Origin of the sequence: Ilumatobacter sp. (genome assembly GCF_965215205.1) — a bacterium.
Taxonomy (GTDB): domain Bacteria; phylum Actinomycetota; class Acidimicrobiia; order Acidimicrobiales; family Ilumatobacteraceae; genus Ilumatobacter_A.
The window spans coordinates 535,799-559,200 of record NZ_OZ244049.1 but is presented as its reverse complement, the minus strand read 5'-3'; the positions used below and the strand labels follow the sequence as shown (position 1 = coordinate 559,200).

Here is a 23,402-nt window from a genome sequence, read left to right as displayed (position 1 = left end):
CGATCCACCCCACGACCCCGACGATGCCCCATGGCGCGAACAGGAAGTTTGCGAGATGCCCGACACGAAGTCACCCACCGACGAGGAAGCGCCGAAGAAGGGCGGGCCCAAGAAGCTCGCCGTCATCGCCGTCCTGTGCGTCGGCCTGCTCGGCGGCGGGTACGTCCTCGGCGGCAAGTCGAGCGCGCCGGCGTCGGCCGCCGACGGCGGCGCCGGCACCGAGACCGCCGAGACCGAGACGGGCGACGAGGAGGGATCGTCGGAGATCGGTCTGGTCATCGACCTCGAACCGGTGAACATCAACCTCGCCGACGACCACTACCTCCGAGTCGCGATCTCGCTCGGCCTCTCGGCGGACGTCGAGCTGCACGGTGAGGACGAGTTCCACACGGCCCCGGCCCAGGACGTCCTGCTGAGCACGTTCAGCGGCGCCTCGATCGAGCAGCTGGCCACCCCGGAGGGGCGCGACTCGGCACGGCACCACCTGCTCGAAGCCGTGGAGGAGCACTACCACGGCGAGGTCGCGGCGGTGTACTTCACCGAGTTCGTCATGCAGTGACCACCCGCCGGCCACCCGCCGGCGTCGACACCCCACCCACCGGCGGGCGCCAGGACGGCGCCGGCCCCGAGAACCCGACCGATCACGCACGACTCACGGAGGAGTCCACGATGACCACCACCCTCACCCGCACCCCCGTCCGGCCGCTCGGCCACGACCCCGCCCGGACGCGCCAGGTCGCGACCTCGCGCCAGCACCGTCCCGGCGCCCCGGTGTGGTCACCGTGGGCCGACTCGCGCCGGCCCGCCACCGTCGCCGAGGAGATCGCCCTGCGCGCCCGACTGGTGACGCTGTCGGGGTCGACGACCATCCCCTTCTCCGACGTGCGTCGCGCCGACGTCACCGCCGTGCTCAACGCCCTGCGCTGCGGTGCGAGCGCCGACGAGCTCCTCGCCCGTGCACCCGGCCTGCGGCCGGCCGCCCTGGCGACCGCGTGCGACGAGCTCGACCGGCGCCGCGCCGGCTCGGCGGCTGCGTGGCGGGCGATCGAGGCGGACGGTTCGCCCGATGCCCTCGATGCCCACGCTCACGGTGCCGCGCTGCTGCTCCCCCGGCTCGTCGCGATCCTCGACGGAGTCCGGGTGACGGACCCGGCGAGCTACGGCCGGGTGCTCGCGGAGCTCGTCGACTCCGTCGCCGCGGCGGCCGCGCACGCGGCGACCATCGAGGCCCGTCTGAGCGCAGCCGCCCCCGATGGCGCGCCGACCGTGGGCCGACTCCTCTACGAACCCCGCGGCGACGGCCTGTCGAACTGGCCCACCCACCTGCCGGAGCGGCTCACCACCCTGTCCCCGGCGCGCGTCGGGGCCCTCCTCGGCGAGCGCGTCGAGGGCACGCAGCTGGTCTCGGTCCGCAGCTCCGACGCCGCCTGAGCGGCCCGGGGTCCGGGTTTCGGCGCGGGCGACCGACGGGTACCCCGCGTCCATGCCGGAGAACAACGCCGAATCGCTCACCCCCGAGGTCCTGGGAGAGGAGGTCGGGGACGACGAGCGCCCGGCCGCCGGCTACCCGCCGGAGGAGCCTCTCGGCGTCGAGGACGACTCGATCGTGCGCGGCGGCGTCATCGCACGTGACGACGTGGAGTCACGCGAAGATCGCCTGCAGCCGGAGGCGGCCGAGGGGGGCGATCGTGCGGTGCAGCAGCGCACCGACATCGGCCTGACGGACACCGACCGAGCCTCCGACGGGCGCGACGACGAGGAGCGGATGCTGGCCGACGAGGTCGACGCCGAATCGTCGCCCGAGGGCGACGCGATGCACGTCGAATCCGCCCCCGACGACGCCTGAGCAGCCAACCGACGCTCGGCGGGCGTGCCCGGTCGCGGTTTCGTCGAGGCGCGTCGGGGTACTCCGGCGGAGCGTGAGGCGGTCGTCTGGCGCGAGTCGAACCCCGAACGGACCCTGCATGGACACCCTCACGATCCTGGTGATCGTCCTCGTCGTGATCGTCGCGCTGGTGCTCGCGTTCGCGCTGATCCGCAAGAAGCAGCGGACCGGGACGGTCGTCGCCTCCCCCGCCCGCACCCGTGGTCGCAGGTCGGGTCGATGACGGAGCGACTCACCCTCGTGCGTGCCCGTGACGTGGCCGGGCTCCCCGTCGTGACCGTCGACGGCGGTGAGGACGCGGCCGAGATCAAGGACGTCGTGTACGACGCCGACGACCACCGTCTGATCGGGTTCACGCTCAACAAGCGGGGTTGGTTCCGCGGCTCGATGAAGTCCACGCTCGTCGCCGGCGACGTCGTCGGGATCGGGGCCGACGCCGTGATGGTCCGCGACGAGACCGCCCTGGACGGATCCGGGTCGTCGGCCGACGGCCCCTCGCCGTCGGGAGCCGGCCACGAGGTGGTCGGCATCGACGTCGTGTCGAGCTCGGGGTCGGTGATCGGCACGGTCGTCGACGTCGTCCTCGAGACCGGGGCGTCGCCGAACGCCGTCGGCTACGAGGTCGAGACCGAGACCGGCAGCGTCTTCATCCCCTCGACCGCCCAGATGGGCTTGTCGGCGCAGCACCTGATCGTCCCGGCCGAGGCCGAGGAGTTCACCCGCGACGACCTGGCCGGCTTCGGGGCTGCGATCCGGTCCTTCCGCGACCGCCTGGGAGGTCGGCGATGAGCGTCCGCAGCATGAAGAGCGCCACGGGACATCGGGTGGTCGCCATCGACACCGCCGAGGAGATCGGCGAGATCCGTCACTTCGTCGTGTCCGCCGACGTCACCCGCATCGAACGGCTGCACGTCGACGGTCGCAAGAAGAAGGCCGTGTTCGCCGAGTGGTCGGACCTCGAGTCGTTCGGAGACGACCGGGTGATGGTCGTGTCGAGCGGGGCGCCCACCGAGTCGAGCGACGAGCGCGACATCGAAGCGGCGCGCGGTCACATCGAGCTCATCGGATCACGGATCCTCGACACCGCCGGGTTCGAGCGCGGGACGGTGCGGGATGCGACGTTCGAGTCCGAGACCGGCGAGATCGTCGCGCTCGTCAGCTCCGACGAGGAGGAGATCCCGGCGGGCTCCGTGCGCAGCCTCGGATCGTACGCCGTCGTCGTCGACGGCTGAGCTCGCCGTCGCTCCCCCGGGCATCGGATCGCAGGACGAGGCGCCCTGCACCCCGCCCCTCGGATGTCCCGAGCTCAGGCCTTCTGGATCGCCCGCAGCAGCTCCGCCTTCGACATCGTGCTGCGCCCGTCGATGTCGAGCTCCTGGGCCCGCTCGTAGAGCTCGGCCTTCGTCATCGACGAGAGATCGGAGGGGTCCGCCGCCGTGGTGGCGTCGTCGAGCGCCCCCTCGACCTCGTCGTCGACCTCGGATGCGGCCTCGGTCGCCTCCCGGCGCGCCGTTGTCGCGGTGCTCGACGCCTCGTCGCTCACGGTGCGCGCCGACGACGACGCCTGGGCCTCGGCCTGGCCGGCCGCCTCGGACGCGGCCTCGTCGACCGTACTCGCGATCTGCTCCGCCTGGTCACGGGCCTCCGAGGCGGTGGCCTGCGCACCCGTCCGGGCGGCCCCCGCGGTGCGCCGCACGGCCTCGCCGGCCCGGCCGGCGGTCTCGCGGACGCCGTCGCCGATCGCCTCGGCCGACTCCTCGACCGCCGCCCGTGCCTGGCCCGCCGTGGTGGACGCACCGCGCCGGACCTCGTCGCTCGATCGCTCGGCGGCCGTCCGGGCCCGGCTCGACGTCTCGCGCGCCGCGGATCCGACCTCCTCGGCCGCCGTCCCCGCGCGACCGGTGACCGACGCGGCCACCTGCTCGACGAGGGCGTTGATCCGCCGTGCGTTCGCGCGGTACGCGGCGTGCGCCTTGCTGGGGACGTTCGGCAGGTTGCGCTCGAGCGAGTCGAGGTGCTCGGTGATCGCGTCGTTCAGTTCGGCGATCCGGGCTTCCAGGCTGTTCGTCATGGATCCGACCTACCCCTCGTCCGAACGCCGGAAACCCGTCGGAGACGGCCGTCGCGACCCGATCGGGTCGACTACAGCCACTTGTCGACGACGGCGGTGACCTTCTCGGCCGTCTTCTGGACGAGCGACCGGCGGGCCCACCGCTCGGGATCGAGCAGGACCGAGTCGGTGAGGTCGTCGTCGAGGTGCCGGTCGAGGACCGCCACGATGTCGGTGTCGACGATGACCACGTTCGCCTCCTCGTCGTGCTGCATGGACCGCTGGTTGAAGTTGGTCGACCCGACGGTCGCCACGTGGCCGTCGACGGTGATCACCTTCGCGTGCATCATCGACGTCTCGTAGGTGCGGATGTCGACGCCCGCGTCGAGGAGGGTCTGGTACTCCTCCTCGCCGCTGATCTGGATGAAGCGCTTGTCGGCGTGCTCCCCCGGGACGAGCACCGTGACGTCGACGCCACGCTCGACCGCCTCGATCAGCTCGTTGCGGATGTGGTCGTCGGGGTTGAAGTACGCCGTCGCGATGCGCAGGCGCTCGTCCGCGAGCGAGATCAGCGACATCATCATCCGCCACACGTCGCTCGCCCCGGTCTCGGCCGCGCCGCGCACCACGAAGCACGTCGTCGAGCCGACCTCGGTGAGGTCGACCGAGTGCTCGGCTCGCGGGTGGAACCCGTCGTCCTGCTGGTCCGCCCAGTTGTCGATGAACGCGGCGCACAGGCCGGCCACCACCGGGCCGCGGAGCGCGAGGTGGGTGTCGCGCCACTCGTTCTCGTTGCGCGCGTCGCCATCCCACTCGTCCGCGATCCCGACGCCGCCGCAGAACCCGATCTCGTTGTCGCAGACCAGGATCTTGCGATGCGTCCGGCGGTTCGCCTCGGAGAGTTCGGGGATCTTGCCGTCCAGGAACGGACGGAACCAGCGCACCTCGCACCCGGCGTCGCGCATGTCCTCGATGAGGTGGTCGTCGATCCGGCGGGCGCCCGCCGCGTCGAGCAGGACGCGGACCCGGAGACGGCGCTTCGCCGCCGACGTCAGCGCCTCGGCGAACTCGATCGCGATGTCGCCGGACCAGTACACGAAGGTGCAGAAGTCGATCGACCGGTCGGCGGAGCGGATCGCGTCGAGCATCGCCGGGAAGATCTCCTTGCCGTTGCGCAGCACCCGGACCTCGTTGCCGTGCGACGGGGGCACCCCGAGCAGGCCGTGCAGCCGATCCGCGGCCTCGCGCTCGCGTTCGGCGTCGTCGCTGGTGTCGTTCACGTCGTCGGGCCCGCCTTCGTCATCATCCGTCATCTTGCCGTACCGGCGCCACGCGTGCGGATCCGACGAAGCCGGACACCGGGCACCGCGACCGCCCCGGGGGTTCGGACCGTTCCCCGGCCCCACCGATCGCAAACCGGCGAGGGCACCGGGGCGCCGCGAACCCGTCGTGATCGCTCGGTGGCGTTTGGTCGGCGTCGCCGACGGGCAGCGTCGCGGCCATGGATCGACGCGCCCTGATCTCCGCCATCGCCCTCACCACCGCCGTCGCCGCCGGGTGCGCGTCGGACGACGAACCCGTCGAGCAGCAGACCCCTGCCTCGATGGACGACCGCGAGGGGTCCCAGACGATCGTCACGACGCAGGTCGAGCAGGGGGAGAACATGGGGTTCGAGGGCGACGAGGCCTGACCGCCGTCGGCCACCGGGACCCGAGGACCGCAGCGTGGACCCGCAGGAGGTGGCCGACGACGCCGGCCTGCGCCACGTCGACCCGAAGCGCCTCCCGATCGTGCGGCGACCGCACGGCAGCGGGTTCCGGTACCTGCGGGGATCGCGCCCCGTCGACGACGCGGCGCGCGATCGGATCGTGGCGCTCGCGATCCCTCCAGCCTGGACCGACGTGCGCATCGCGGCCGACGACCCGTCGCACATCCTCGCGTCGGGGGTCGACGAGGCCGGTCGCACCCAGTACCGGTACCACGAGCGGTTCCGCCAGGAGGCCGACCGCCTCAAGTTCGCTCGTCTGGGTCCCGTCGGCGAGCGCCTGGCCCGACTGCGGACCTCGGCCGCCGACGTGCTCCGCTCCGACCACGACCACCGAGACCTCGCGGCCATCGTCGGGCTGATCGACGTCACCGCGATCCGCGTCGGTTCGGAGCGCTACGCGACCGAGCACGGCACGATCGGCGCATCGACGCTGCAGCGCCGCCACGTCGACGTCGACGATCCGCGGGTCCGGCTGGCCTACACGGGCAAGGGCGGGATCGACCGCGACCTGTCCTTCGAGCGTCGCGACCTCGCTCGCTTCCTCGACGAGCGACGGGCGATGCTCCGCCGGGCGGCTGACCCCCTCTTCGCCGGGCCTGACGGCGGTCGGGTCACCGGTGGAGCGATCGGGCGCTGCCTGACCGACTGGTCCGGGGTGCCGATGACGGCCAAGGAGCTGAGGACGTGGAGCGCGACCGCGACGATGGTGGCGTCGCTGATGGCCCCCGGCGACGTCACCGACGACGTCTCGCAGTCCGACGATCCGGTGCTCGCGGCCTACGACGCCGTCGCGCACCACCTCGGCAACACCCGGGCGGTCGCCCGCTCGTCCTACGTCGCCCCCGTCGTCGTCGAGGCCTACGACGACGGACGCCTGGAGCGGGCGTGGTCGCGCTCGAGGCGATCGGCGACCTACGCACGAGCGGAGCAGGCGCTGCGCAAGATCCTCACCGCCGACGCCGACTCGGTGCGGTGACGGCACCCGCGAGGACGGGCCCGGCCGCCACGCGGACCCAGCCGAGACGGACCCGGACGGGGTCGCCGCCGACCCGGGCGGGTCCCGCTCGCTCGGGCGCCGTGGCGCGGGTTTCCGTCGCCGGGAGGAGGGGTACCTGGATGCCAGGGTCGACGACCCACCACCACAGTTCGGGACGGTGACGTCCCGGGAAGGAGTTCCCATGAGCGGAGAATCAGACAAGGTCAGCGGACGCGCGAAGCAGGCTGCGGGCGACCTCACCGGTGACGACGAGATGAAGCGCGAAGGCGAGACCGAGGAGTCGGCCGGCAAGGTCAAGGACAAGGTCGGCGACGCGGTCGACGGCGTCAAGGACAAGCTCAGCTGACGATCGCCGAGGATCGGGCGACGCGAGCCCGCTCGACGTCGTCACGAACCGCGCCACGGAGCGCCCGTCACCACGGCGGGCGCTCCGTTCGCGTCCGTCCCCCGCACGCTCACCGCCGCTCCCCCACGAGGAGACCGCCCACGATGGCCGACCAGGACGAGTTCGCCGACCAGGCGATGCAGTACGCACCCCAGCTCCACTCGGCCGCGCTGCGGATGACGAGATCGCCCGCCGACGCCGAGGACCTGGTGCAGGAGACCTACCTCAAGGGGTTCCGCAGCTTCCACACCTTCACCGAGGGGACGAACCTGCGGGCCTGGCTCTTCCGCATCCTCACGAACACCTACATCAACCGCTACCGGGCTCGGCAGCGCCGCGTCGACGAGAGCGAGCTCGGCGACGTCGAGGACATGTACCTGTACAAGCGGATCGGGACGTTCGACGACCCCTCCGTGGGCCGCTCCGCCGAGGACACGCTGATGGAGCTGCTCGGCGACGGTGAGGTGAAGGCGGCGCTCGAGGCGCTCCCGGAGAACTTCCGTCTGCCCGTGATCCTCGCCGACGTCGAGGGGTTCGCGTACAAGGAGATCGCCGAGATGCTCGAGATCCCGATCGGCACCGTCATGTCCCGGCTCCACCGGGGAAGAAAGGCGATGCAGAAGGCGTTGCACGAGTACGCGGTCGGGCGCGGGCTCGCTCGCGACGACTGATGCCGACCGACCAGGAGGAACGACGATGACCCAGGCCGACGACGAGGTCGACTGCGACCGGACCCTGCGCGAGCTCGACGTGTTCCTCGACGAGGAGCTGTCGGAGGAGGCACGGCGCACGATCGCCCACCACCTCGACGGCTGCGACGGGTGCACCCACGCCTACGACTTCCACGCCGAGCTCAAGCGGGTCATCGCCGCGAAGTGCCGGGCCGACGAGATGCCCCCGGGCCTGCTGTCGCGCATCGAGCGCTGCTTCGAGACCGACCTCGACGGGGACGGTCGGATCGGCTGACCCCACGCCCGGGCCGCTCCCGCACGGCCGTGCCGGGGACCGGGGCGTCGGCCGGCGGGCTCGGCGGCACGGGAGTCGACGTCGGGTAGTCTCGCCGCATGCTCGCAGCACCTGTCTGGCACTTCTGGATCGGCGCCGCCCTCGTCGCAGTGGCGGTGCTGGCCGTGATCGGTCTCGGGGGCTACTACCTGTGGTCCGTCCAGGCCAAGAAGTACCCGACCGGGCGCCAGGCCCGCCACCGCGACCTGTGAGCCGCGGGAGCTGAGCGCCGACGGGGACCGGCGGCTCGCCGAGCTGCTCGGTCGCTGCCGCTTCCCTCCCCCCGGTGACGGCGGGGTGGTGTGCGCCCTCTCGGGTGGACCGGATTCGACCGCGCTGGTCGCGCTCGCCCGCGCCGCCGACCTGGAGGTCACGGCCGTCCACGTCGACCACGGCCTGCGGCCCGATTCGGCACGGGACGCCGCCACCGCCGCCGAGGCCGCCCGGGCGCTCGGCGCGACCTTCCGCCGCGAACGCATCGAGCTCCGCGACGGGCCCGATCTCGAAGCCCGGGCTCGACGGGCCCGCCTCGCCGTCGTCGGTCCTCGTGCGATGACCGGGCACACCGCCGACGACCAGGCGGAGACCGTCCTCCTGGCGCTGCTGCGCGGGAGCGGGGCGCGCGGCCTCGCGGCGATGACCCCCGGTGGCCGCCACCCGATCCTCGAGCTGCGACGCCACGAGACGCGCTCGCTGTGCCACGACCTCGGCCTCGTCACCGTCGACGACCCCTCGAACCGCGATCCGCGCTTCCGGCGCAACCGGGTGCGCGCCGAGGTGCTCCCCCTGCTCGACGACGTCGCCGAGCGCGACGTGACGGCGCTGATCGGGCGTGCGGCGACCCTCCTGCGCGACGACGACGCCCTGCTCGAGGAGCTCGCCGCCTCGATCGACCCCACCGACGCCTCCGCTCTCGCCCGAGCGGACCCGCCGCTCGCGCGACGGGCCGTCCGCCGGTGGCTCGAACGGGGTGGCCATCCCCCGGGCGCCGACTCGGTCGAACGGGTGCTCGCCGTGGCTCGCGGGTCGGCGAGAGCCTGCGAGGTCACCGGGGTCGGCCGCGTCGCGCGCACCGCCGGGCGGCTGCGCGTGGAGGCCCCGGCGCCCTCCGGTCGACCCGGGGCGGGCCGGGCCGGGAGCATTTCGCCGAGCGGTGCCGACGGGCTATCGTGACCAGCCGTCATGGCCACCCGAACCACACGACCCGCCGCGCCGAACGGAGCACCCTGATGTCGCCTCGGCTGCGCGGGAAGTGGGCGTTGGGGATCACCCCGCGCAACTTCACCTGGGTGCTCAAGGACAAGATGGCCGTCTGCGAGCGGCCGGGCGGCGTCGGCGACAACCACCGACGGGTCCGTCGCCAGGAGGAGATCATCTGGCTGCGCGAGAACGGCTTCGGGTGCGTGATCTCGATCATCGCCGCCCCGCACAACCTGCACAACTACGACGAGCTGCAGCTCCCGTACCGCCACCGCCCGTTCAACTCCGAGCACCCCGACCCGTACCTCGCGTCGCTGTACTCCGAGATCCGCGAGCTGCTGCGCCACGACACCAAGCTGATGGTCCACGCCGACGAGCTCGGCGACCGCCTGATCGGCGTCATGGGCGGCTACATCCGGTGGTCGGGGCTGATCGAGGACCCGACCCAGGCGATCCAGGTGACCGAGCGGATCGCCGGCCGGCAGCTCGACCCGTTCGCGCGCGAGATCATCATGCGCGCCCACACCCTGCGCTGACCGTCAGCCGAACGTGACCTCCGGATCGCGGTCGAGGAGGTCGTAGGAGTCCTGCGCCACGTTCCCGGGACGGTACTCGAAGTGCAGGTGGTAGTTGTCGTACGGGTTGCAGACCCCGCTCGTGCCGGTCTCGCCGACGTAGCCGATGATCTGGCCGGTGACGACCGCGTCGCCCTTCTCGAGGCCCTCGGCGTGGCGGTCGAGGTGGAAGAACTTGTAGGTGACGTCGTTCGCCTCGTCGTACAGGGTCCAGCCGTTGCCCGCCCCGCCGCACGCGCCGGAGTCCACGTACCGCTTGGTCAGCACCCCGTCGGCCACCGCACGCACCGGCAGGCCGCGGTCGGCCATGATGTCGACCCCCTCGTGGCTGCGCGAGCACCCGGAACCACGGCAGTCACCGAAGTTGTCGTGGACGAAGCAGCGGTCCCCGGGACCGACGACGATCGGGAACGGGATCACCCCGTCCGGCGGGCGCTCGAGCGGCGGGACCGTCGTCGTGGTCGTGGTCGTCGTCGGCGGCGGCACGCGGTGGGCGGGCTGGAGGGCCCGGCCGGCGTCGTTCAGCTCGCTCGCGACGACGTCCGACGGGGCGGCGGACGCCAGCCGCGCACCTGCGACGGCCCCGAGGGTGGAGACCCCGGCGGCAGCCAGGAACCGACGTCGGGAGAACGTCGGCCGGTGGTCGGCGGGAGCGAGGGCGTCGTCGTGCATCGGATCGAGGGGGTGGTCGGGCGTGCCGGGGGAACGTGCGACGTGGGGTCTTCGGACGAGGTCCCCGGCGACTTGAGCGATCATATGACGAGAACACCCCGTTTCGTCATCAGATCGACATGAACCGTCACATCCGACCGGCGCGAGCCGGGTCCCTCGTCACACGGTTCCGGACCGCGACCCCGCCGTGGTCGTACAATCGGACCATGGCGGGTCGGCGGGTCTTCATCAGCGGAGTCGGAGGTGAGCTCGGGACCCAGGTGGCGTGCCTGCTCGAGGCCGAGGACTGGGTCGGCCCGGTCGCCGGCATCGACGCGGACCCTCCCCGCGCCCGGTTCCGCCGGACCACCTACCATCGGATCCATCCCGACGAGCACGACCGCATCGTCGCCACCGTGACCGACTTCGACCCCCACGTCCTGGTCCACGTCGGGGTCTGGGAGCCCCACTCGCGCGCCAGCCCGCGCGACGCGGCTCGCCTCACCGATCGCGCGGCCACGTCCATCCTCGGGGCGGCCGCCGAGTGCCGCTCCCTCGAGCACGTCGTCGTGCGCAGCGGGATCGAGATCTACGGACGCGGCCGCGGCGCGCTCACCCGACCCGACGAGGATGCCGATCTGCGGCCGACGTCGGGGTGGGGGCGCACGGTGGCGGACATCGAGCGCACGGCGACCGACGTCGCCCGGCGCGTCGGCGTCACCGTCGCGCCGATCCGTCTCGCCTCGGTGATCGGGCCCCACGTCCCGTCCCCCCTCGGACGCGTCCTGCGCCTGCCGGCCGTCCCCTTCGACCTCCTCGCGGACCCGTCGTTCGCCGTGGTGCACCAGGACGACGCGGCGCGCGCGATCGCGGCGGCGGCACGCGCCGGGCTGGCCGAGCCGGTCAACGTCGTGGCGAACGACTCGATCACCGCCCGCCAGACCGCGGCGCGCGGCCGTCGGTTGCCGGTGCCGACCCTGGGACCGCAGTGGGCCGCCGTGCGCGGCGCGTGCCACCTGGCCGGGGCGCCCATCCCCGATCACGTCCACGAGTCGCTGACCCGCGGACGACTGGCCGACAACGGGCGGATGCGCGACCTGCTCGGGTTCGCGCCGTCGCGCACCACGGCGGACGTGATCGGCGATCTCTACGGGTGGCCGAGCGTCGTGCGGGTCGCGGCGGCGAGGCAGGTGGCGTGATGGCCGACCGGATCGAGGTGACCGGCCCGACCGATCGGTCCGCACGAGGCGAGCCGACGCCGCTGGCCGACGTCGTCGCGCTGGCGGGTTCCGGCGCGGACCCGGTGGCGGTGCCGGCGGCGACCAGCATCGGGATCACCTCGGTGGCGGGAGCGATCTCCGGGGTGCAGCGCGTCATCGGCTCCGTCGTGGACTCCGCAGCCGACGCCGCCTCGGGCGGGGTCCGCGCCGCCACGCGCCGCCTCCGCGACGCACCGCGCACCACCGACGACTGGGGCCGCGACCCCGAGCTCGTCCGGAACGCGATGTTGCTCGCCCAGCTCCGCTGGGACGTGGAGACGGGAGGGGCCGAGCACCTCCCCCGGCGCGCCGGGGCGCTGATCGTGGTGAACTCGTCGCGCCTCGCCGCGACCGCCCTGTTCACCGCGTTCGCGATCTCCGAGGCCGTCGACCGTCCGGTCCGCTTCGTCGGGCGGCGGACGACCCCGCTGCTCTCGGCGTTCGACCAGCGCGTCGGCGGTCTGCTGGCTCACCCCGACGAGCTCGCCGGGGCGCTGCGCGCCGACGAGCTCGTCGTGCTCACCGCCGAGCCCCAGATCGGGACCCGCCGGGCCGGAGCGATCGATCACGTCCTCGTCGGCGCCGCGCTGGCGACGCGCTCACGGGTGCACCCGGCCGCCGCCTCGTCGCGACCCCTGGCCCGTCGCGCACGCGTCGAGATCGGGACCGCGACGCGCCCACCTCGCGTCCGACGCGGACCGCTGTCCGAGCTCGAGCTGGCGGATCGGCTGCGCGACGACATCGGCGACCTCCTCGCCGAGATGGGCGACATCGGGACCGGCACCCCGCTCGACTGGCTGCCGCTGAGCGGGATGGGAGCCCACTGATGACCTACGTCCGCAGCACCGACGGGACCAGGATCCACTACACCCGCAGCGGGCGCCCGGGCGGGCCACCCGTGCTGTTCATCCAGGGCCTCGGCGCGTCCAAGTCGGGCTGGGCGCTGCAGCGCCTCGCGACGGCTCCGTGGTACCAGGCGGTCGCCCTCGACAACCGCGGAGCGGGGCGCAGCGACAAGCCCCACGGGGCCTACGACCTCGAGCAGATGGCGGACGACGCGATCGCGGTCCTCGACGACGCGGGGATCGACACCGCCCACGTCGTCGGCGCCTCGATGGGCGGCGCGATCAGCCAGATCCTCGCGGTCAAGTACCCCGAGCGGACCCGGTCGGTCACCCTGGCGTGCACCGCGGCGCGCAACCACGCCTGGCGCGAGGAGCTGCTGGCCTCGTGGCGCGCGAACGCCGTCGACGGCGGGATGGGAGCGATGAGCGCCGAGGCGATGAGGTGGGTCATCGGACCCCGCTCGTTCCGGCGGCTGGTGCCCGCGACCGGATGGCTCGGTCCGCTCGCCCTCCGTCGACCCTCGCACGCGTTCGCCGGCCAGGTCGACGCCCTCCTCGCCGCCGACCACACCCTGGTCGACCGACTCGGTGAGATCGAGGTGCCGGTGATGGTCCTCGTCGGCAACCAGGACATCCTCACCCCGCGCGGTGACAGCGAGGAGATCGCGGAGCGCATCCCCACCGCCGAGCTGGTCGTGATCAGCGGCGCCGCCCACGGGTTCATGATCGAGCACGCCTCCACCTTCAACCGGATCCTGCTCGACTTCCTCCGCCGAGCCGAGCGCGCCTGGGTCCGCTCGTCGGAGCCGTCGGCGGGGTCCTCGTCGACCGACCTCGCGGCGAGCGCCTGAGTCGCACCGTGCGGGTCGTCGTGATCGGAGCGGGGATCGCGGGGCTCGTGGCGGCGCGCCGCCTCGTCGAGGCCGGCGTCGACGTCCGCGTCGTCGACAAGGGCCGCTCCGTCGGCGGGCGCCTGGCGACACGGCGCATCGCCGGCGCCCGGCTGGACCACGGCGCGCAGTTCTTCACCGTCCGCTCCGACACCTTCCGCGATCGCGTCGACGACTGGGTGGACCGCGGGCTCGCCTCGGTGTGGAACCACGGCTTCGATCCCGACGGCGACGACGGCCACCCCCGCTACGTCGCGACGGGAGGGATGAACTCGCTGGCGAAGGACCTCGCCACCGGCATCGAGGTCGAGACCTCGACCATGGTGTTCGACGTCTCGCGCCCCGACGGAGCCGACGGCGCGTGGCGCGTCGCCATCGACGACGGCACCCACCGCGACGGAGACGCCGTGATCATCACCTGCCCCCTCCCCCAGGCGGTCGCCCTCCTCGTCGACACCGACCTCGAGCTCGAGGGTTCTCCCTTCCGGACCGAGTACGACCGGACCATCGCCCTCCTCGCCACCCTGTCGGCGCCTCCGGCGGTCCCCGCCCCCGGCGGCGTTCAGGAACCCGGCGGGATCCTCGGCTTCGTCGGCGACAACCGGGCGAAGGGGATCAGCGAGGTCGACGCGGTCACCTTCCACGCCACGGCGGAGTGGAGCGAGGAGCACTGGGACGACGACGTCGACTCGCTGGAGTCCGCGCTGCGCGAGGCCGCCGCGCCGTGGCTCGGCGGCGCGCCGGTCGTGGAGGCGCAGGTGAAGCGGTGGCGCTTCGCCACCCCTCGCTCGATCTGGCCCGACCCGTTCTGGAGCGCTGCGGAGGGCACCCTCGTCGCCGCCGGGGACGCCTTCGCCGGGCCGCGCGTGGAGGGGGCGCACGACTCGGGCCTGGCGGCTGCCGAGTCGTTGCTGGCCTGAGCCGGGCCACCCGTCGTCGGCTGGCGACCGCGCGACGGAGCGATCAGCCCTCCGGAGGGGCCTGCGGGACGACCGTCGTGGGAGGGGGAGCCGTGACGACCACGAGGTCGCCGTCGAGCGGGCCGTCCTCGGCGACGGTCGTCGTCGGAGCGACGAACTCCTCGCCGCACTCCACCGTCGTCACCTTCTGCGTGTCGAGGTCGACGAAGGTCCGGCTGTTCGGGCCGAAGCGGCGGAGGAAGTCGCTGAAGTTCACCACGTCCTGCCCGTCGCACTCGCGCTCGATCACGGTCTCGTAGCGCACCCGCCACCCGTTGCCGAACACGGCGTACCCGTCCTGGAGGTCGATCACCGGGGGCAGCTCGACGGTGTCGTCCGCGCCTCTCGGGAGCACCGCGAACCACACCACCGCCTCCCCGAGCAGGTCGGCCAGCACGACGCACGACCCCTCGTCGCCGAGCCCGTCGCAGGCCACGCGGCCCGGAGTCCCCGGAGCGACGTGCATCACCCGCGCCGCATCGAGCACGGCGTCCATCGTGCCGACGGTCGTGCGGTCGTCGCCGATCGAGAAGTCGTCGGTCAGCTCGAAGCGCTCGACGGCTGCGACCAGGTCGATCGTCCGTTCGAGCGGTTCGCCGTCGGCGTCGACGTCGACGGCGGTCGCCGGATCGACCGCGATCCCGCCGCGCACCTCGCTGCCGGCCACGAGGGCGTCGACGCCCAGCGCGAGGACGACCAGCGCCCCGAGGGCGGCGAGCAGGCGCCACGTCAGCAGTTGCCTCACCGCCGCCACCGTACCGAAGGCGACCGCGACCCGACCGGCACCCCCCGGCAGCGAGCGGGCTCAGCCGCGCTCGAGCTCGGCGACGGCCACCCGCGCCGCCCGCTCGGTCGCGGCGGCGATCGCGTCGAGCACCTCGTCGGTGTGCGCGAGACCGACGAACAGCGCCTCGTAGGCCCCCGGTGCCAGCGCCACGCCCTCGTCGAGCATCGCACGGAAGAACGCGGCGTAGGCGTCCTCGTCGGTGGTGCGCGCGTCGTCGAAGTCCCGCACCGGGTCGGCAGCGCCCTCGCCGCACACGATGCCGACCAGCGACCCGACGACCTCGAAGCGGGCGGCGAAGCCCGCCGAGGCGCAGGCGTCGCGCATCGTCGCCGCGAGGTGCCGAGCCCGTGCGAGCAGCTCGATCGACACGTCCGCGGTGAGCTGGTCGAGGACGGCGAGCCCGGCGGCGGTCGCGAGCGGGTTCCCCGACAGGGTGCCGGCGTGGAACACCGGGCCGAGCGGAGAGAGGTGGTCCATGATCTCGGCGCGCCCGCCGATCGCGCCGATCGGCAGGCCGCCGCCGATGACCTTGCCGAAGCAGGTGATGTCGGGGACGACGTCGTACCTCTCCTGGGCTCCCCCGGGAGCGAGGCGGAAGCCGGTGATCACCTCGTCGAAGATCAGCAGCGCCCCGACGCGGTCGCACTCCGTGCGCAGCCCTTCGAGGAAGCCGGCGACGGGGGCGACGACTCCCATGTTCGCCGCCACCGGCTCGACGATCACGGCCGCGACCTCGTCGGTCAGCTCGGGCACCTGGTTGTACGGCGCGACGATCGTGTCGGCGACTGCCGCCCGCGGGACGCCGGCGGTCCCCGGCAGACCGAGGGTCGCGATGCCGCTGCCGCCCTCGACGAGGAGGGCGTCGGTGGCGCCGTGGAAGTTCCCGGCGAACTTGACGACGCGATCGCGGCCCGTCACCCCCCGGGCGAGGCGGATCGAGGTGCTGGTCGCCTCCGTCCCGGAGTTCATCAGGCGGACCCGCTCGCAGCTGGGCACCCGCTCGGAGATCGCCTCGGCGAGCTTCATCTCGCGCGGGGTCGGAGCGCCGTACGACGTGCCGTCCGCTGCCGCGGCGGCGACGGCCGCGGTGATCGCCGGGTGGGCGTGGCCGACGATGACCGCCCCGTAGCTCTGGACGAGGTCGAGGAAGGTCCGGCCCTCGACGTCGGTGATCGTGGCGCCCTCGGCGCGCGCGACGACGTACGGCTCGCCGCCGACCGAGCGGAACGCCCGGATGGAGGAGTTGACGCCCCCCGGGATCGCACGCCGCGAGCGCTCGAAGAGCTCGGAGTTCGACGGCACCCCGAGCCCGACGCAGAGAGTCGGCACGCACCCGGCCGCGGCGCACGCCGGGGCGCACGGCGCGATCCGGCCCGTCGCCGTGGCGGCCGCTGCCGTCGGCGCGGGGGCGGTCCCGGGCGTCGGTGAGGTCGTCGCGCTCGGTGCGTCGGTCGGGTCGTCGATCATGATCCTCCGTCGGGGGTGGGTCCACCGCGGCCGGCGGCGAGCTCGGCGACGCGCTTGGCGGCGTAGGTGACGATCACGTCGGCACCGGCCCGCTTGATCGCGGTCAGGTGCTCGTCGATCACGGCGTCGGTGTCGATCCACCCGTTTCGACCGGCGGCGTGCACCATCGCGTACTCGCCGCTCACGTGGTACGCCGCCACCGGCACGTCGACCGCGGCGGCGACGCGGGCGATCACGTCGAGGTACGCGAGCGCGGGCTTGACCATCACCATGTCGGCGCCCTCGTCGACGTCGAGGCGGACCTCGCGCAGCGCCTCGGAGACGTTGCGGTGGTCCTGCTGGTAGCCCCGGCGGTCGCCGCCGTCCGCGATCGACACGTCGACCGCGTCGCGGAACGGGCCGTAGAGGGCGCTCGCGTACTTGACCGAGTAGGCGAGGATCGCGACCTCGCCGAACCCCTCGGCGTCGAGGGCCGCTCGGATCGCGCCGACCTGACCGTCCATCATGCCGCTCGGAGCCACCACCTGGGCCCCGGCGCGCGCCTGCGCGACGGCGACGCGCGCGTACAGCTCGAGGGTGGCGTCGTTGTCGACGTCGCCGGACGGCGCGACGATCCCGCAGTGGCCGTGGTCGGTGTACTCGTCGACGCACAGGTCGGCCATCAGCACCATCGAGTCGCCGTGGTCCGCGACCAGGTCGCCCAGCGCCAGCTGGACGATCCCGTCGGGGTCGAACGCACCGCTGCCGACGGCGTCCTTGATCGACGGGACACCGAACAGCATCACCGCGCGCACCCCCAGCTCCGCGAGGGCCTCGACCTCGGCGCGCAGCGAGGCGCGGGTGTGCTGGACCACCCCCGGCAGGGAGGCGATCTCCCGCAGCTCGTCGATCCCCTCGCGCACGAACAGGGGGGCGACGAGGTCGTCCACGCGGACGTGCACCCCCGACACCAGCGAGCGCAACGCGGCGGTGCGCCGCAGCCGCCGGGGTCGCACGACCGGACCGACCTGCGCGCTGCTCACCCCGCCGATCCTACGACGCCGCCCCACGACGGACCACGCGGCGGACCCGCGCTCGCGGATCCGGTCATGCGATGCTCTGGTCGCGGAACGGCTGCGGGCCGCGATCGACCGCTGAGCGTGTCGGGTCCCGCACGGACGATGACATGAATCACGGGTGGCGGCAGCGAGGTGCCACTAGCTTCACGGCCGTGGCAGTGCAAGCGTGGTTCTCCAGCGACGACGCCGAGGTCGACCCGGGCTCGACGATCAGGCTCTCGCTGTCGGTCCAGAACCTCGGCGAGTCGACCGAGAGCTACACCATCGTCCCGAGCGGGTTGACGGCCGACTGGGTGACCGTCGAGCGCGGCAACCTGTCGCTCTTCGGCGGATCGGGGGACGTCGTCGACGTCGTCGTCGCTCCCCCCGAGCTGCCGACCACCTCGGCGGGACCGACCGGCATCGGTGTGCGCATCATCCCGACCGACGTCCCCGACGACACCACCTCGGCCGAGACCACGATCGACGTGCGCCCGTTCGACGACCGCCGCGTCGTCGCGCTCCAGCCGGTCGTGCGGGCGCGGCGGCGCGCCAGCTACGAGTTCATGGTCGAGAACCACGGCAACGGGTTGGCGAGCTGCCGCCTCCGCCTGGTCGATCCGACCGAGCGGATCGACGGCAGCTTCGATCCGCCGGCGGTCGGGGTCGCTCCGGGCGGGGCGTCCCTCGTGAGGCTCAAGGCCAAGGCACGGCGCGGTTCGCTGCGGCGCACGCCGCGCGCCCTCGACTTCGAGGTGGAGGCCGAGCAGCCGAACCACGACCCCGCCGCCGCCGAGCTCACCCTGCTCCAGCCGACGACGATCCCGACGGGCCTGCTGTCGCGCCTCGCGACGCTCGCGCTCGTGGCCGGGGCACTCGCCCTGGCGTGGTTCGCCGTCGTGCGCCCGACGGTGCTCGACGCGATCGAGGACCGCGTCGACGAGCGCCTCGTCGAGTTCGAAGCCGTCGCCTCCGACATGGCCGACGACGGTGACGAACCGACCGCGTCGGTGCCGGTGGACGAACCGGCGCCCGCCGACGAGCTCGGCGAGCCGTTCTTCCGTCGCCTCACCGTCACCCCGCCGCCGGAGGGCTCGGCCGACGCGGCGCTCACCGTCCCCGACGACAGCGCGCTCGACGTGACCGACGTGCGGATCGAGAACAGCAACGGCGATTCCGGGACCGCCACGTTGAGCGTCAACGGCGACACGCTCTTCGTGTGGTCCCTCGACGACGTCCGCGGCTCCACCTTCGAGCCGACGATCACGCAGAAGCGCCTCGTCGCCGGCGACAACGTGACCCTCAGCGTCCGGTGCCAGGCACCGGGCGATCAGGGGTCCGGAGCCTGCCTCACCGCCGTGAACGTCGGAGGGCGCCTGATCGACGCCGCCGATCTCTGAGCCGCGCCGCGGCGGGTCAACCCAGCCCGAAGCCCGGGATGCCGACCGGCACCCGGTCGTCCTCGACGACCTCGACCGGAGCGGTCGCCGCCGCGCCCGAGGTGGTCTGCACCACGATGCGGCGCTCCCCGCCGCGCTCGTTCGGATCGACGGGGATCGACGCGGTGAAGCTGCCGTCGGCGTCGGTCGTCACGGACACCGACGAGCCCGGACCGTCGCCGAACACGATCACGACCTCGGTGTTCGGCGGGTACCGGGCGCCGGTCGCGACGAACTCGCCGCCGGCGTCGACCTCGACGGCGTCGATCTCGACGACGGGAGCGAACTCGCCGTCACCCGCCACCACCATGGTCGTGTACTGGTCGTCGCCGGTGCCGATCTCGACGAGCGCCGTGCGCCGACCCTCGTCACTCGGACGGAACGTCAGCCCGATGCTGCACGTCGCCTGGGGGTTGACCGGGCGCTGCTGGCAGTTGTTGCTGGTGAACCGGAAGTCACCCGCGTGCTCGCCGGAGATCGCGTAGGACCGGATCTCCGTCGCCGCGAACCCGACGTTGCTCAGATCGAACTGGAACTCCTGGCTCGCCTCACCGACCGTGACCAGGCCCAGATCGGCTCCCGCCGGGTTGATCCGCAGCGCCGGCTCCCCGCCCGCGCCGGCCACCTGCGACGAGACTGACACGGCGCCGAAGCCCTCCTCGGTGACCGTCAGGGTGCCGGTGGTGCGCCCGGGCCGCGACGGGGTGAACGACACCGCGACGGTGCAGCTCCCGCCGGCGGCGATCGCGCTCGAGATCAGGCACGAGCTCTTCTCCTCGTCGATCGAGAAGCGGGAGTTGGACATCGTCACCGCGGACGGGCGGAACGACGACGGCCCGTCGTTGACGACCGCGACGTACCACTCGTCGCCCTCGACGCCCACGAGGGTGGTCCCGAGGTCGGCGTCCGCGAGCGACAGCAGCGGATCCGAGGTGCGCGCGACCACCTGGCGACCGGGCAGCGCACCGCCGAAGAGCAGGTCGGCGCCGGCCGCCGTGTCGAACACCACGGTGCGGCCGGAGTCGTCGAGATCGGGTCGGGCGTGGACCCCCTGGGTCGGGATCACCCCGTAGGCGTCGTCGGAGAGCCGACGCAGCCGGCCGAGGCGGAGCTCGGCGAGGAGGAGGTCGCCGTCGGGGCCCCGGCCGACGCCGGGGACCTCGATGAGCTGCAGGTTGGGTGCCGTGGTGGTGAACGCGACGAGCTGACCGTCGCCCGACACCGACGGGGCGCGCGACGCGGCGAGCCCGGCGATGGCGGGATCGCTGCCGTTCTCGCGGCTGACGAGCTCGACGGAGACGGTCCCGGGGGCGTCGAGCTCCCCGTCGTCGCCGCCGTCGCGGTCGACGACGTAGACCTGCGTCGGGCAGCTCGTCGCGCAGACCGGGAACCGGGCCCCCTCGACGAGGGGCGAGCTGGAGGTGAACGCCACCACCGTGCCGTCGCGCGACAGGTCGGGCTCGCCCGCCCCCGTCGCCGACGGCGACCCGTCGGGAGCGACGCTGAGCAGGCTGACGGCGACGAAGGGGTCGAGCTGGTCGATCTCCCAGACGTGGACCTGGGCGATCGCCGGGCCGCCGTCGGTCGTCCCGGGCGCCCACCCGGGGACCGCCTCGGACGAGGTCGCGTCGGATCGGTAGGCGAGGAACCGCCCGTCGCCCGACAGCGCCGGCTGGTCGAGCCCGGTGTGCACGTAGGTGTCGGACGGCGCGTCAGCGGGGGAGCCGGCGACGATCCGGCTGCGGCCGACGTCGTCGATCGGAGACGTCACGTCGACCAGCGAGATCGTGGTGATCCCGTCGGCGCCGGCGAGGTGGTCCGCCGGGTGGGTGTAGGCGATCAGGGTCCCCGATCGCGACAGCGTCGGGGACGCGACGGCGACGTCGTCGCGTGCGAGCCCGGAGTCGAGCCGCGTCGAGATGAGCTCCCAGTCACCGGGGCTGCCGTCGCAGTGCGGGGTCGTCGAGCGGTAGACGTCCCAGCGCTCGCCGGTGTCGTCGTCGCGGAACACGTCGAGCGCCATCTGCGTGACGATCGCGACGCTGCACCCGTCGCCGGAGATCACCGGGCGGACCGAGTCGCCCGGCCGGAGGTCGGCGGGGACCGGGGTCAGCTCGATCGTGGTGGCCTCGGCGCGATCCGTCAGGTAGATCGTCGTCTGCCGCCCGGCGCTCGGCGCTCCCTGGTCGGCACCGGCCACGGTCTCGCCGTCGGCGTCCGCCCCGTCCGCGCCGGCCGGGGCGCCCTCGAACACGACGAAGCGACCGTCGCCCGAGATCGACGCCCTGATCCCGTTGACGTCGCCGACCGGGAGGATGTCCGGATCGAACACCTCCGCTCCGTCGTCGCCGCCGTCGGCCTGGCGCACGGCGGCGCCCGGGCCCGCGCCGACGTCCCCGGCCCCGACGCCGGCCGACAGCGCGGCGGCCACGCACGCGACGCGACCGATGAGGCGCTGCGTGCGTCGCTCGCGTGTCGGCGTGGTCACGTCGTCGTCGTCCTCGTGTCGGTCGGGGTCAGCCGGGTGGGTCGAGTGATGGGGCCTCGCCGTTCAGGGGGTGCGGTCACGCCACGCCTCCTCGAGCGCGTCGACCACGCCGGCGAGGGAGTGATCGGCAGCGGTCGCGGTGATCTTGAGGCCCCGCGACGCCGCGACCGCCTCGGTCGTGGGCCCGATCGCCACCGCCAGGGGCGGGGAGGCCCGGAGCGCGTCGACACCGAGCGCCTCGCACCACGCGACGGCCGCCGACCCGCTCGCGAAGACCACGGCGTCGCAACCGCCGATCGCGTCGAGCTCGGAGGGCGTCGGGCGACGGCCGAGGGTGCGGTACGCCGTGACGGCGCGCACGTCGTGCCCCGACCGCCGCAGGCCGTCCACGACCGCTCCGTCGGCGCGGTCCGCCTGCGCGACGACGATCACCTGCGGCGTCGGGCACCGCTCGACGAGCGCGTCCACGAGAGCGACGCCACGCTGGCGAACGGGCACCAGGTCGACGGGGCGCCCGGACAGCTCGGCCAGGCGGCGAGCGGTCGCCGTGCCGACGGCGGCGGTGCGCACCTCGGGGCGATCGCGCACGGCGCCTCCCACCCGCTCCGCCCCCGCGGCCGAGGTGACGACGACCCAGTCGAACGCGGAGGCGAGCGCATCGGAGAGGGGGCGGGCCGCGTCGCCCTCGAGGTCGACGACCTCGATCAGCGCGACGTGCACCACCTCGGCGCCGCGCTCCTCGAGCAGGCGTCCGAGCTCTCCCCGGCGCTCCCTGGTGACGACCACGCGGCAGCCCGCCAGGCCGGGGGCCGAGGCGGGAGGCGGTGTCACGCGAGCCGCGAGCGCACGGCCCGCGCCGCCTCGCGGCCCCGGGCCAGGTCGTCGTCGTGGGAGCCCCCCTCCCCGAGCGCGACCACGTCGCCCTCGGCCCGCCCCTGGGCGGGATCGGCGAGGAACACGTGCAGCTCGTCGTCGTGGACGTGGCCGCCGACCGGCATGGTGCACCCGCCCCCCAGCTCGGCCAGGAACGCACGCTCGATCTCGACCGCGCGGCGGGTGGCGGCGTGGTCGACGGTGGCCACGGCACCGGCGGTGGCGACGTCGTCGACGCGGCACTCGACCGCGACGCACCCCTGACCGACGGCGGGGACGAAGCGGTCGACGTCGAGCCGCTCGGCGGCGCGGTCGGTCATCTCGAGGATCTCGAGCGCCGCGAGCGCCATCACGATCGCCCCCGACTCGGGGATCCTGGACAGCCGGGTGTCGATGTTGCCGCGCAGCTCGACGAAGCGCAGATCGGGCCGCGCGACCGCGAGCTGGGCCCGACGCCGGACCGACCCCGACGCGACGGTGGCCCCCTCGGCCAACTCGTCGAGGGTCGATCCCACGAGCACGTCGGCCGGTGACCGCCGCTCGGTGAAGGCCGCGATCCTCAGCCCCTCGGCCGGCTCGGACGGGAGGTCCTTGGCGGAGTGCACCGCGAGGTCGGCACGCCCGTCGAGCACGGCCCGCTGCACCTCCTTGACGAAGACGCCCTGACCTCCGATCGTGTGCAGCGCGACGTCCTGTCGCACGTCACCGGTCGTCTCGACGAGGACCATCTCGACGGGGCGCGACGACGCGCGCTCGATCGCCGTCGCGACCGCCGTCGCCTGAGCGAGCGCCTGGCGCGATCCCCTCGTCGCGAGTCGCAGGGGTCCACCTCCGTCCTCCAC

The 23,402-nt window shown here is 73.5% G+C and carries 28 protein-coding genes; 19 read left to right on the top strand and 9 right to left on the bottom strand.

Annotation, left to right across the window (positions count from 1 at the left end; translation table 11 throughout):
* Positions 1–55 precede the first annotated feature (55 nt).
* The 6 genes from ACOOHC_RS02705 (at position 56) to ACOOHC_RS02680 (ending at position 3,117) form a co-directional block, all read left to right on the top strand.
* Positions 56–559 (top strand): flagellar basal body-associated FliL family protein, encoded by a 504-nt coding sequence (locus tag ACOOHC_RS02705; RefSeq protein ID WP_420452474.1) that lies wholly within the window; start codon positions 56–58, stop codon positions 557–559.
* A 110-nt stretch (positions 560–669) separates the two neighbouring features.
* Positions 670–1,431: a hypothetical protein gene (locus tag ACOOHC_RS02700; protein ID WP_420452473.1), complete on the top strand. Its 762-nt coding sequence runs from the start codon at positions 670–672 to the stop codon at positions 1,429–1,431.
* Positions 1,432–1,483: 52 nt separating this feature from the next.
* Positions 1,484–1,846, top strand: coding sequence for a hypothetical protein (locus ACOOHC_RS02695; protein WP_420452472.1), 363 nt, complete (start codon positions 1,484–1,486; stop codon positions 1,844–1,846).
* Between the two features lie 118 nt (positions 1,847–1,964).
* Positions 1,965–2,108 carry a hypothetical protein gene (locus ACOOHC_RS02690; protein ID WP_420452471.1) on the top strand — a complete coding sequence of 48 codons (144 nt, stop codon included), beginning with the start codon at positions 1,965–1,967 and terminating at the stop codon, positions 2,106–2,108.
* Entirely contained in the window at positions 2,105–2,674 is a 570-nt protein-coding gene (locus ACOOHC_RS02685; RefSeq protein WP_420452470.1) for a PRC-barrel domain-containing protein, read from the top strand. The genes ACOOHC_RS02690 and ACOOHC_RS02685 overlap by 4 nt, the downstream gene beginning before the upstream one ends.
* 11 nt (positions 2,675–2,685) lie before the next feature.
* Positions 2,686–3,117 (top strand): hypothetical protein, encoded by a 432-nt coding sequence (locus ACOOHC_RS02680; RefSeq protein ID WP_420452469.1) that lies wholly within the window; start codon positions 2,686–2,688, stop codon positions 3,115–3,117.
* Positions 3,118–3,191: 74 nt separating this feature from the next.
* Here the strand turns inward: ACOOHC_RS02680 and ACOOHC_RS02675 are convergent, their stop codons facing one another.
* Together ACOOHC_RS02675 and ACOOHC_RS02670 are read right to left on the bottom strand one after the other, a co-directional pair.
* A complete protein-coding gene (locus ACOOHC_RS02675; protein WP_420452468.1) occupies positions 3,192–3,956 on the bottom strand; it encodes a Rho termination factor N-terminal domain-containing protein in 765 nt (254 codons plus the stop codon).
* Positions 3,957–4,027: 71 nt separating this feature from the next.
* Entirely contained in the window at positions 4,028–5,248 is a 1,221-nt protein-coding gene (locus ACOOHC_RS02670; protein WP_420452467.1) for a phospholipase D-like domain-containing protein, read from the bottom strand.
* A 188-nt stretch (positions 5,249–5,436) separates the two neighbouring features.
* Here ACOOHC_RS02670 and ACOOHC_RS02665 point away from each other — a divergent pair, with 188 nt between their 5' ends.
* The 8 genes from ACOOHC_RS02665 to ACOOHC_RS02630 all read left to right on the top strand — a co-directional run bounded on the left by ACOOHC_RS02665 (position 5,437) and on the right by ACOOHC_RS02630 (position 9,826).
* On the top strand, positions 5,437–5,625 hold the full coding sequence (locus ACOOHC_RS02665; protein ID WP_420452466.1) for a hypothetical protein: 189 nt from the start codon (positions 5,437–5,439) through the stop codon (positions 5,623–5,625).
* A gap of 34 nt (positions 5,626–5,659) precedes the next feature.
* Positions 5,660–6,679, top strand: a complete 1,020-nt coding sequence (locus ACOOHC_RS02660; RefSeq protein WP_420452465.1) for a DNA topoisomerase IB — start codon at positions 5,660–5,662, stop codon at positions 6,677–6,679.
* A gap of 202 nt (positions 6,680–6,881) precedes the next feature.
* Positions 6,882–7,046 carry a CsbD family protein gene (locus tag ACOOHC_RS02655; RefSeq protein ID WP_420452464.1) on the top strand — a complete coding sequence of 55 codons (165 nt, stop codon included), beginning with the start codon at positions 6,882–6,884 and terminating at the stop codon, positions 7,044–7,046.
* A 143-nt stretch (positions 7,047–7,189) separates the two neighbouring features.
* The gene (locus tag ACOOHC_RS02650; protein WP_420452463.1) at positions 7,190–7,756 is read left to right on the top strand and encodes a sigma-70 family RNA polymerase sigma factor; all 567 of its coding nucleotides are present in this window, start codon (positions 7,190–7,192) and stop codon (positions 7,754–7,756) included.
* A 25-nt stretch (positions 7,757–7,781) separates the two neighbouring features.
* Positions 7,782–8,051: a zf-HC2 domain-containing protein gene (locus ACOOHC_RS02645; RefSeq protein WP_420452462.1), complete on the top strand. Its 270-nt coding sequence runs from the start codon at positions 7,782–7,784 to the stop codon at positions 8,049–8,051.
* A gap of 98 nt (positions 8,052–8,149) precedes the next feature.
* Complete coding sequence (locus tag ACOOHC_RS02640) at positions 8,150–8,302, top strand: hypothetical protein (protein WP_420452461.1); 153 nt, start codon at positions 8,150–8,152, stop codon at positions 8,300–8,302.
* Positions 8,303–8,390: 88 nt separating this feature from the next.
* Positions 8,391–9,263: a tRNA lysidine(34) synthetase TilS gene (tilS, locus tag ACOOHC_RS02635; protein ID WP_420452460.1), complete on the top strand. Its 873-nt coding sequence runs from the start codon at positions 8,391–8,393 to the stop codon at positions 9,261–9,263.
* Complete coding sequence (locus tag ACOOHC_RS02630) at positions 9,260–9,826, top strand: hypothetical protein (RefSeq protein ID WP_420452459.1); 567 nt, start codon at positions 9,260–9,262, stop codon at positions 9,824–9,826. Before tilS ends, ACOOHC_RS02630 begins: the two co-directional genes overlap by 4 nt.
* Positions 9,827–9,829: 3 nt before the next feature.
* Here ACOOHC_RS02630 and ACOOHC_RS02625 read toward each other — a convergent pair whose 3' ends face one another.
* Entirely contained in the window at positions 9,830–10,537 is a 708-nt protein-coding gene (locus ACOOHC_RS02625; RefSeq protein ID WP_420452458.1) for a M23 family metallopeptidase, read from the bottom strand.
* A 206-nt stretch (positions 10,538–10,743) separates the two neighbouring features.
* On the opposite strand from ACOOHC_RS02625, the gene ACOOHC_RS02620 reads away from it, so the two are divergent.
* Genes ACOOHC_RS02620 through ACOOHC_RS02605 form a run of 4 tightly spaced genes read left to right on the top strand, consistent with a single transcriptional unit; the run spans position 10,744 to position 14,430 of the window.
* A complete protein-coding gene (locus ACOOHC_RS02620; protein ID WP_420452457.1) occupies positions 10,744–11,715 on the top strand; it encodes an NAD-dependent epimerase/dehydratase family protein in 972 nt (323 codons plus the stop codon).
* Positions 11,715–12,602 (top strand): hypothetical protein, encoded by an 888-nt coding sequence (locus tag ACOOHC_RS02615; protein WP_420452456.1) that lies wholly within the window; start codon positions 11,715–11,717, stop codon positions 12,600–12,602. Before ACOOHC_RS02620 ends, ACOOHC_RS02615 begins: the two co-directional genes overlap by 1 nt.
* Positions 12,602–13,471: an alpha/beta fold hydrolase gene (locus tag ACOOHC_RS02610; protein ID WP_420452455.1), complete on the top strand. Its 870-nt coding sequence runs from the start codon at positions 12,602–12,604 to the stop codon at positions 13,469–13,471. The genes ACOOHC_RS02615 and ACOOHC_RS02610 overlap by 1 nt, the downstream gene beginning before the upstream one ends.
* 8 nt (positions 13,472–13,479) lie before the next feature.
* Entirely contained in the window at positions 13,480–14,430 is a 951-nt protein-coding gene (locus ACOOHC_RS02605; RefSeq protein ID WP_420452454.1) for an NAD(P)/FAD-dependent oxidoreductase, read from the top strand.
* Positions 14,431–14,473: 43 nt separating this feature from the next.
* On the opposite strand, the gene ACOOHC_RS02600 is transcribed toward ACOOHC_RS02605, so the two are convergent.
* The 3 genes from ACOOHC_RS02600 to hemB are packed head-to-tail and all read right to left on the bottom strand — an operon-like array spanning position 14,474 to position 17,745.
* Positions 14,474–15,214, bottom strand: coding sequence for a hypothetical protein (locus tag ACOOHC_RS02600; protein WP_420452453.1), 741 nt, complete (start codon positions 15,212–15,214; stop codon positions 14,474–14,476).
* A 60-nt stretch (positions 15,215–15,274) separates the two neighbouring features.
* Positions 15,275–16,723, bottom strand: coding sequence for a glutamate-1-semialdehyde 2,1-aminomutase (locus ACOOHC_RS02595; RefSeq protein WP_420452452.1), 1,449 nt, complete (start codon positions 16,721–16,723; stop codon positions 15,275–15,277).
* Positions 16,720–17,745 (bottom strand): porphobilinogen synthase, encoded by a 1,026-nt coding sequence (gene hemB, locus ACOOHC_RS02590; RefSeq protein ID WP_420452451.1) that lies wholly within the window; start codon positions 17,743–17,745, stop codon positions 16,720–16,722. Before hemB ends, ACOOHC_RS02595 begins: the two co-directional genes overlap by 4 nt.
* A 143-nt stretch (positions 17,746–17,888) precedes the next feature.
* Between hemB and ACOOHC_RS02585 the strand changes: the two genes are divergently transcribed.
* A complete protein-coding gene (locus ACOOHC_RS02585; protein ID WP_420452450.1) occupies positions 17,889–19,160 on the top strand; it encodes a hypothetical protein in 1,272 nt (423 codons plus the stop codon).
* Positions 19,161–19,176: 16 nt separating this feature from the next.
* Here ACOOHC_RS02585 and ACOOHC_RS02580 read toward each other — a convergent pair whose 3' ends face one another.
* From ACOOHC_RS02580 to hemC, 3 genes are all read right to left on the bottom strand, one after another.
* Positions 19,177–21,687 carry a choice-of-anchor D domain-containing protein gene (locus ACOOHC_RS02580; RefSeq protein ID WP_420452449.1) on the bottom strand — a complete coding sequence of 837 codons (2,511 nt, stop codon included), beginning with the start codon at positions 21,685–21,687 and terminating at the stop codon, positions 19,177–19,179.
* A gap of 63 nt (positions 21,688–21,750) precedes the next feature.
* Positions 21,751–22,518: a uroporphyrinogen-III synthase gene (locus tag ACOOHC_RS02575; protein WP_420452448.1), complete on the bottom strand. Its 768-nt coding sequence runs from the start codon at positions 22,516–22,518 to the stop codon at positions 21,751–21,753.
* Positions 22,515–23,402, bottom strand: a complete 888-nt coding sequence (gene hemC, locus ACOOHC_RS02570; protein ID WP_420452447.1) for a hydroxymethylbilane synthase — start codon at positions 23,400–23,402, stop codon at positions 22,515–22,517. Before hemC ends, ACOOHC_RS02575 begins: the two co-directional genes overlap by 4 nt.

Excerpts from the sequence above, each read along its gene's own strand:
- ACOOHC_RS02705 (WP_420452474.1), top strand. The coding sequence starts at position 56 with ATGCCCGACACGAAGTCACCCACCGACGAGGAAGCGCCGAAGAAGGGC.
- ACOOHC_RS02700 (WP_420452473.1), top strand. The coding sequence starts at position 670 with ATGACCACCACCCTCACCCGCACCCCCGTCCGGCCGCTCGGCCACGAC.
- ACOOHC_RS02695 (WP_420452472.1), top strand. The coding sequence starts at position 1,484 with ATGCCGGAGAACAACGCCGAATCGCTCACCCCCGAGGTCCTGGGAGAG.
- ACOOHC_RS02690 (WP_420452471.1), top strand. The coding sequence starts at position 1,965 with ATGGACACCCTCACGATCCTGGTGATCGTCCTCGTCGTGATCGTCGCG.
- ACOOHC_RS02685 (WP_420452470.1), top strand. The coding sequence starts at position 2,105 with ATGACGGAGCGACTCACCCTCGTGCGTGCCCGTGACGTGGCCGGGCTC.
- ACOOHC_RS02680 (WP_420452469.1), top strand. The coding sequence starts at position 2,686 with ATGAAGAGCGCCACGGGACATCGGGTGGTCGCCATCGACACCGCCGAG.
- ACOOHC_RS02675 (WP_420452468.1), bottom strand. The coding sequence starts at position 3,956 with ATGACGAACAGCCTGGAAGCCCGGATCGCCGAACTGAACGACGCGATC.
- ACOOHC_RS02670 (WP_420452467.1), bottom strand. The coding sequence starts at position 5,248 with ATGACGGATGATGACGAAGGCGGGCCCGACGACGTGAACGACACCAGC.
- ACOOHC_RS02665 (WP_420452466.1), top strand. The coding sequence starts at position 5,437 with ATGGATCGACGCGCCCTGATCTCCGCCATCGCCCTCACCACCGCCGTC.
- ACOOHC_RS02655 (WP_420452464.1), top strand. The coding sequence starts at position 6,882 with ATGAGCGGAGAATCAGACAAGGTCAGCGGACGCGCGAAGCAGGCTGCG.
- ACOOHC_RS02650 (WP_420452463.1), top strand. The coding sequence starts at position 7,190 with ATGGCCGACCAGGACGAGTTCGCCGACCAGGCGATGCAGTACGCACCC.
- ACOOHC_RS02645 (WP_420452462.1), top strand. The coding sequence starts at position 7,782 with ATGACCCAGGCCGACGACGAGGTCGACTGCGACCGGACCCTGCGCGAG.
- ACOOHC_RS02640 (WP_420452461.1), top strand. The coding sequence starts at position 8,150 with ATGCTCGCAGCACCTGTCTGGCACTTCTGGATCGGCGCCGCCCTCGTC.
- ACOOHC_RS02625 (WP_420452458.1), bottom strand. The coding sequence starts at position 10,537 with ATGCACGACGACGCCCTCGCTCCCGCCGACCACCGGCCGACGTTCTCC.
- ACOOHC_RS02620 (WP_420452457.1), top strand. The coding sequence starts at position 10,744 with ATGGCGGGTCGGCGGGTCTTCATCAGCGGAGTCGGAGGTGAGCTCGGG.
- ACOOHC_RS02615 (WP_420452456.1), top strand. The coding sequence starts at position 11,715 with ATGGCCGACCGGATCGAGGTGACCGGCCCGACCGATCGGTCCGCACGA.
- ACOOHC_RS02610 (WP_420452455.1), top strand. The coding sequence starts at position 12,602 with ATGACCTACGTCCGCAGCACCGACGGGACCAGGATCCACTACACCCGC.
- ACOOHC_RS02595 (WP_420452452.1), bottom strand. The coding sequence starts at position 16,723 with ATGATCGACGACCCGACCGACGCACCGAGCGCGACGACCTCACCGACG.
- ACOOHC_RS02585 (WP_420452450.1), top strand. The coding sequence starts at position 17,889 with ATGAATCACGGGTGGCGGCAGCGAGGTGCCACTAGCTTCACGGCCGTG.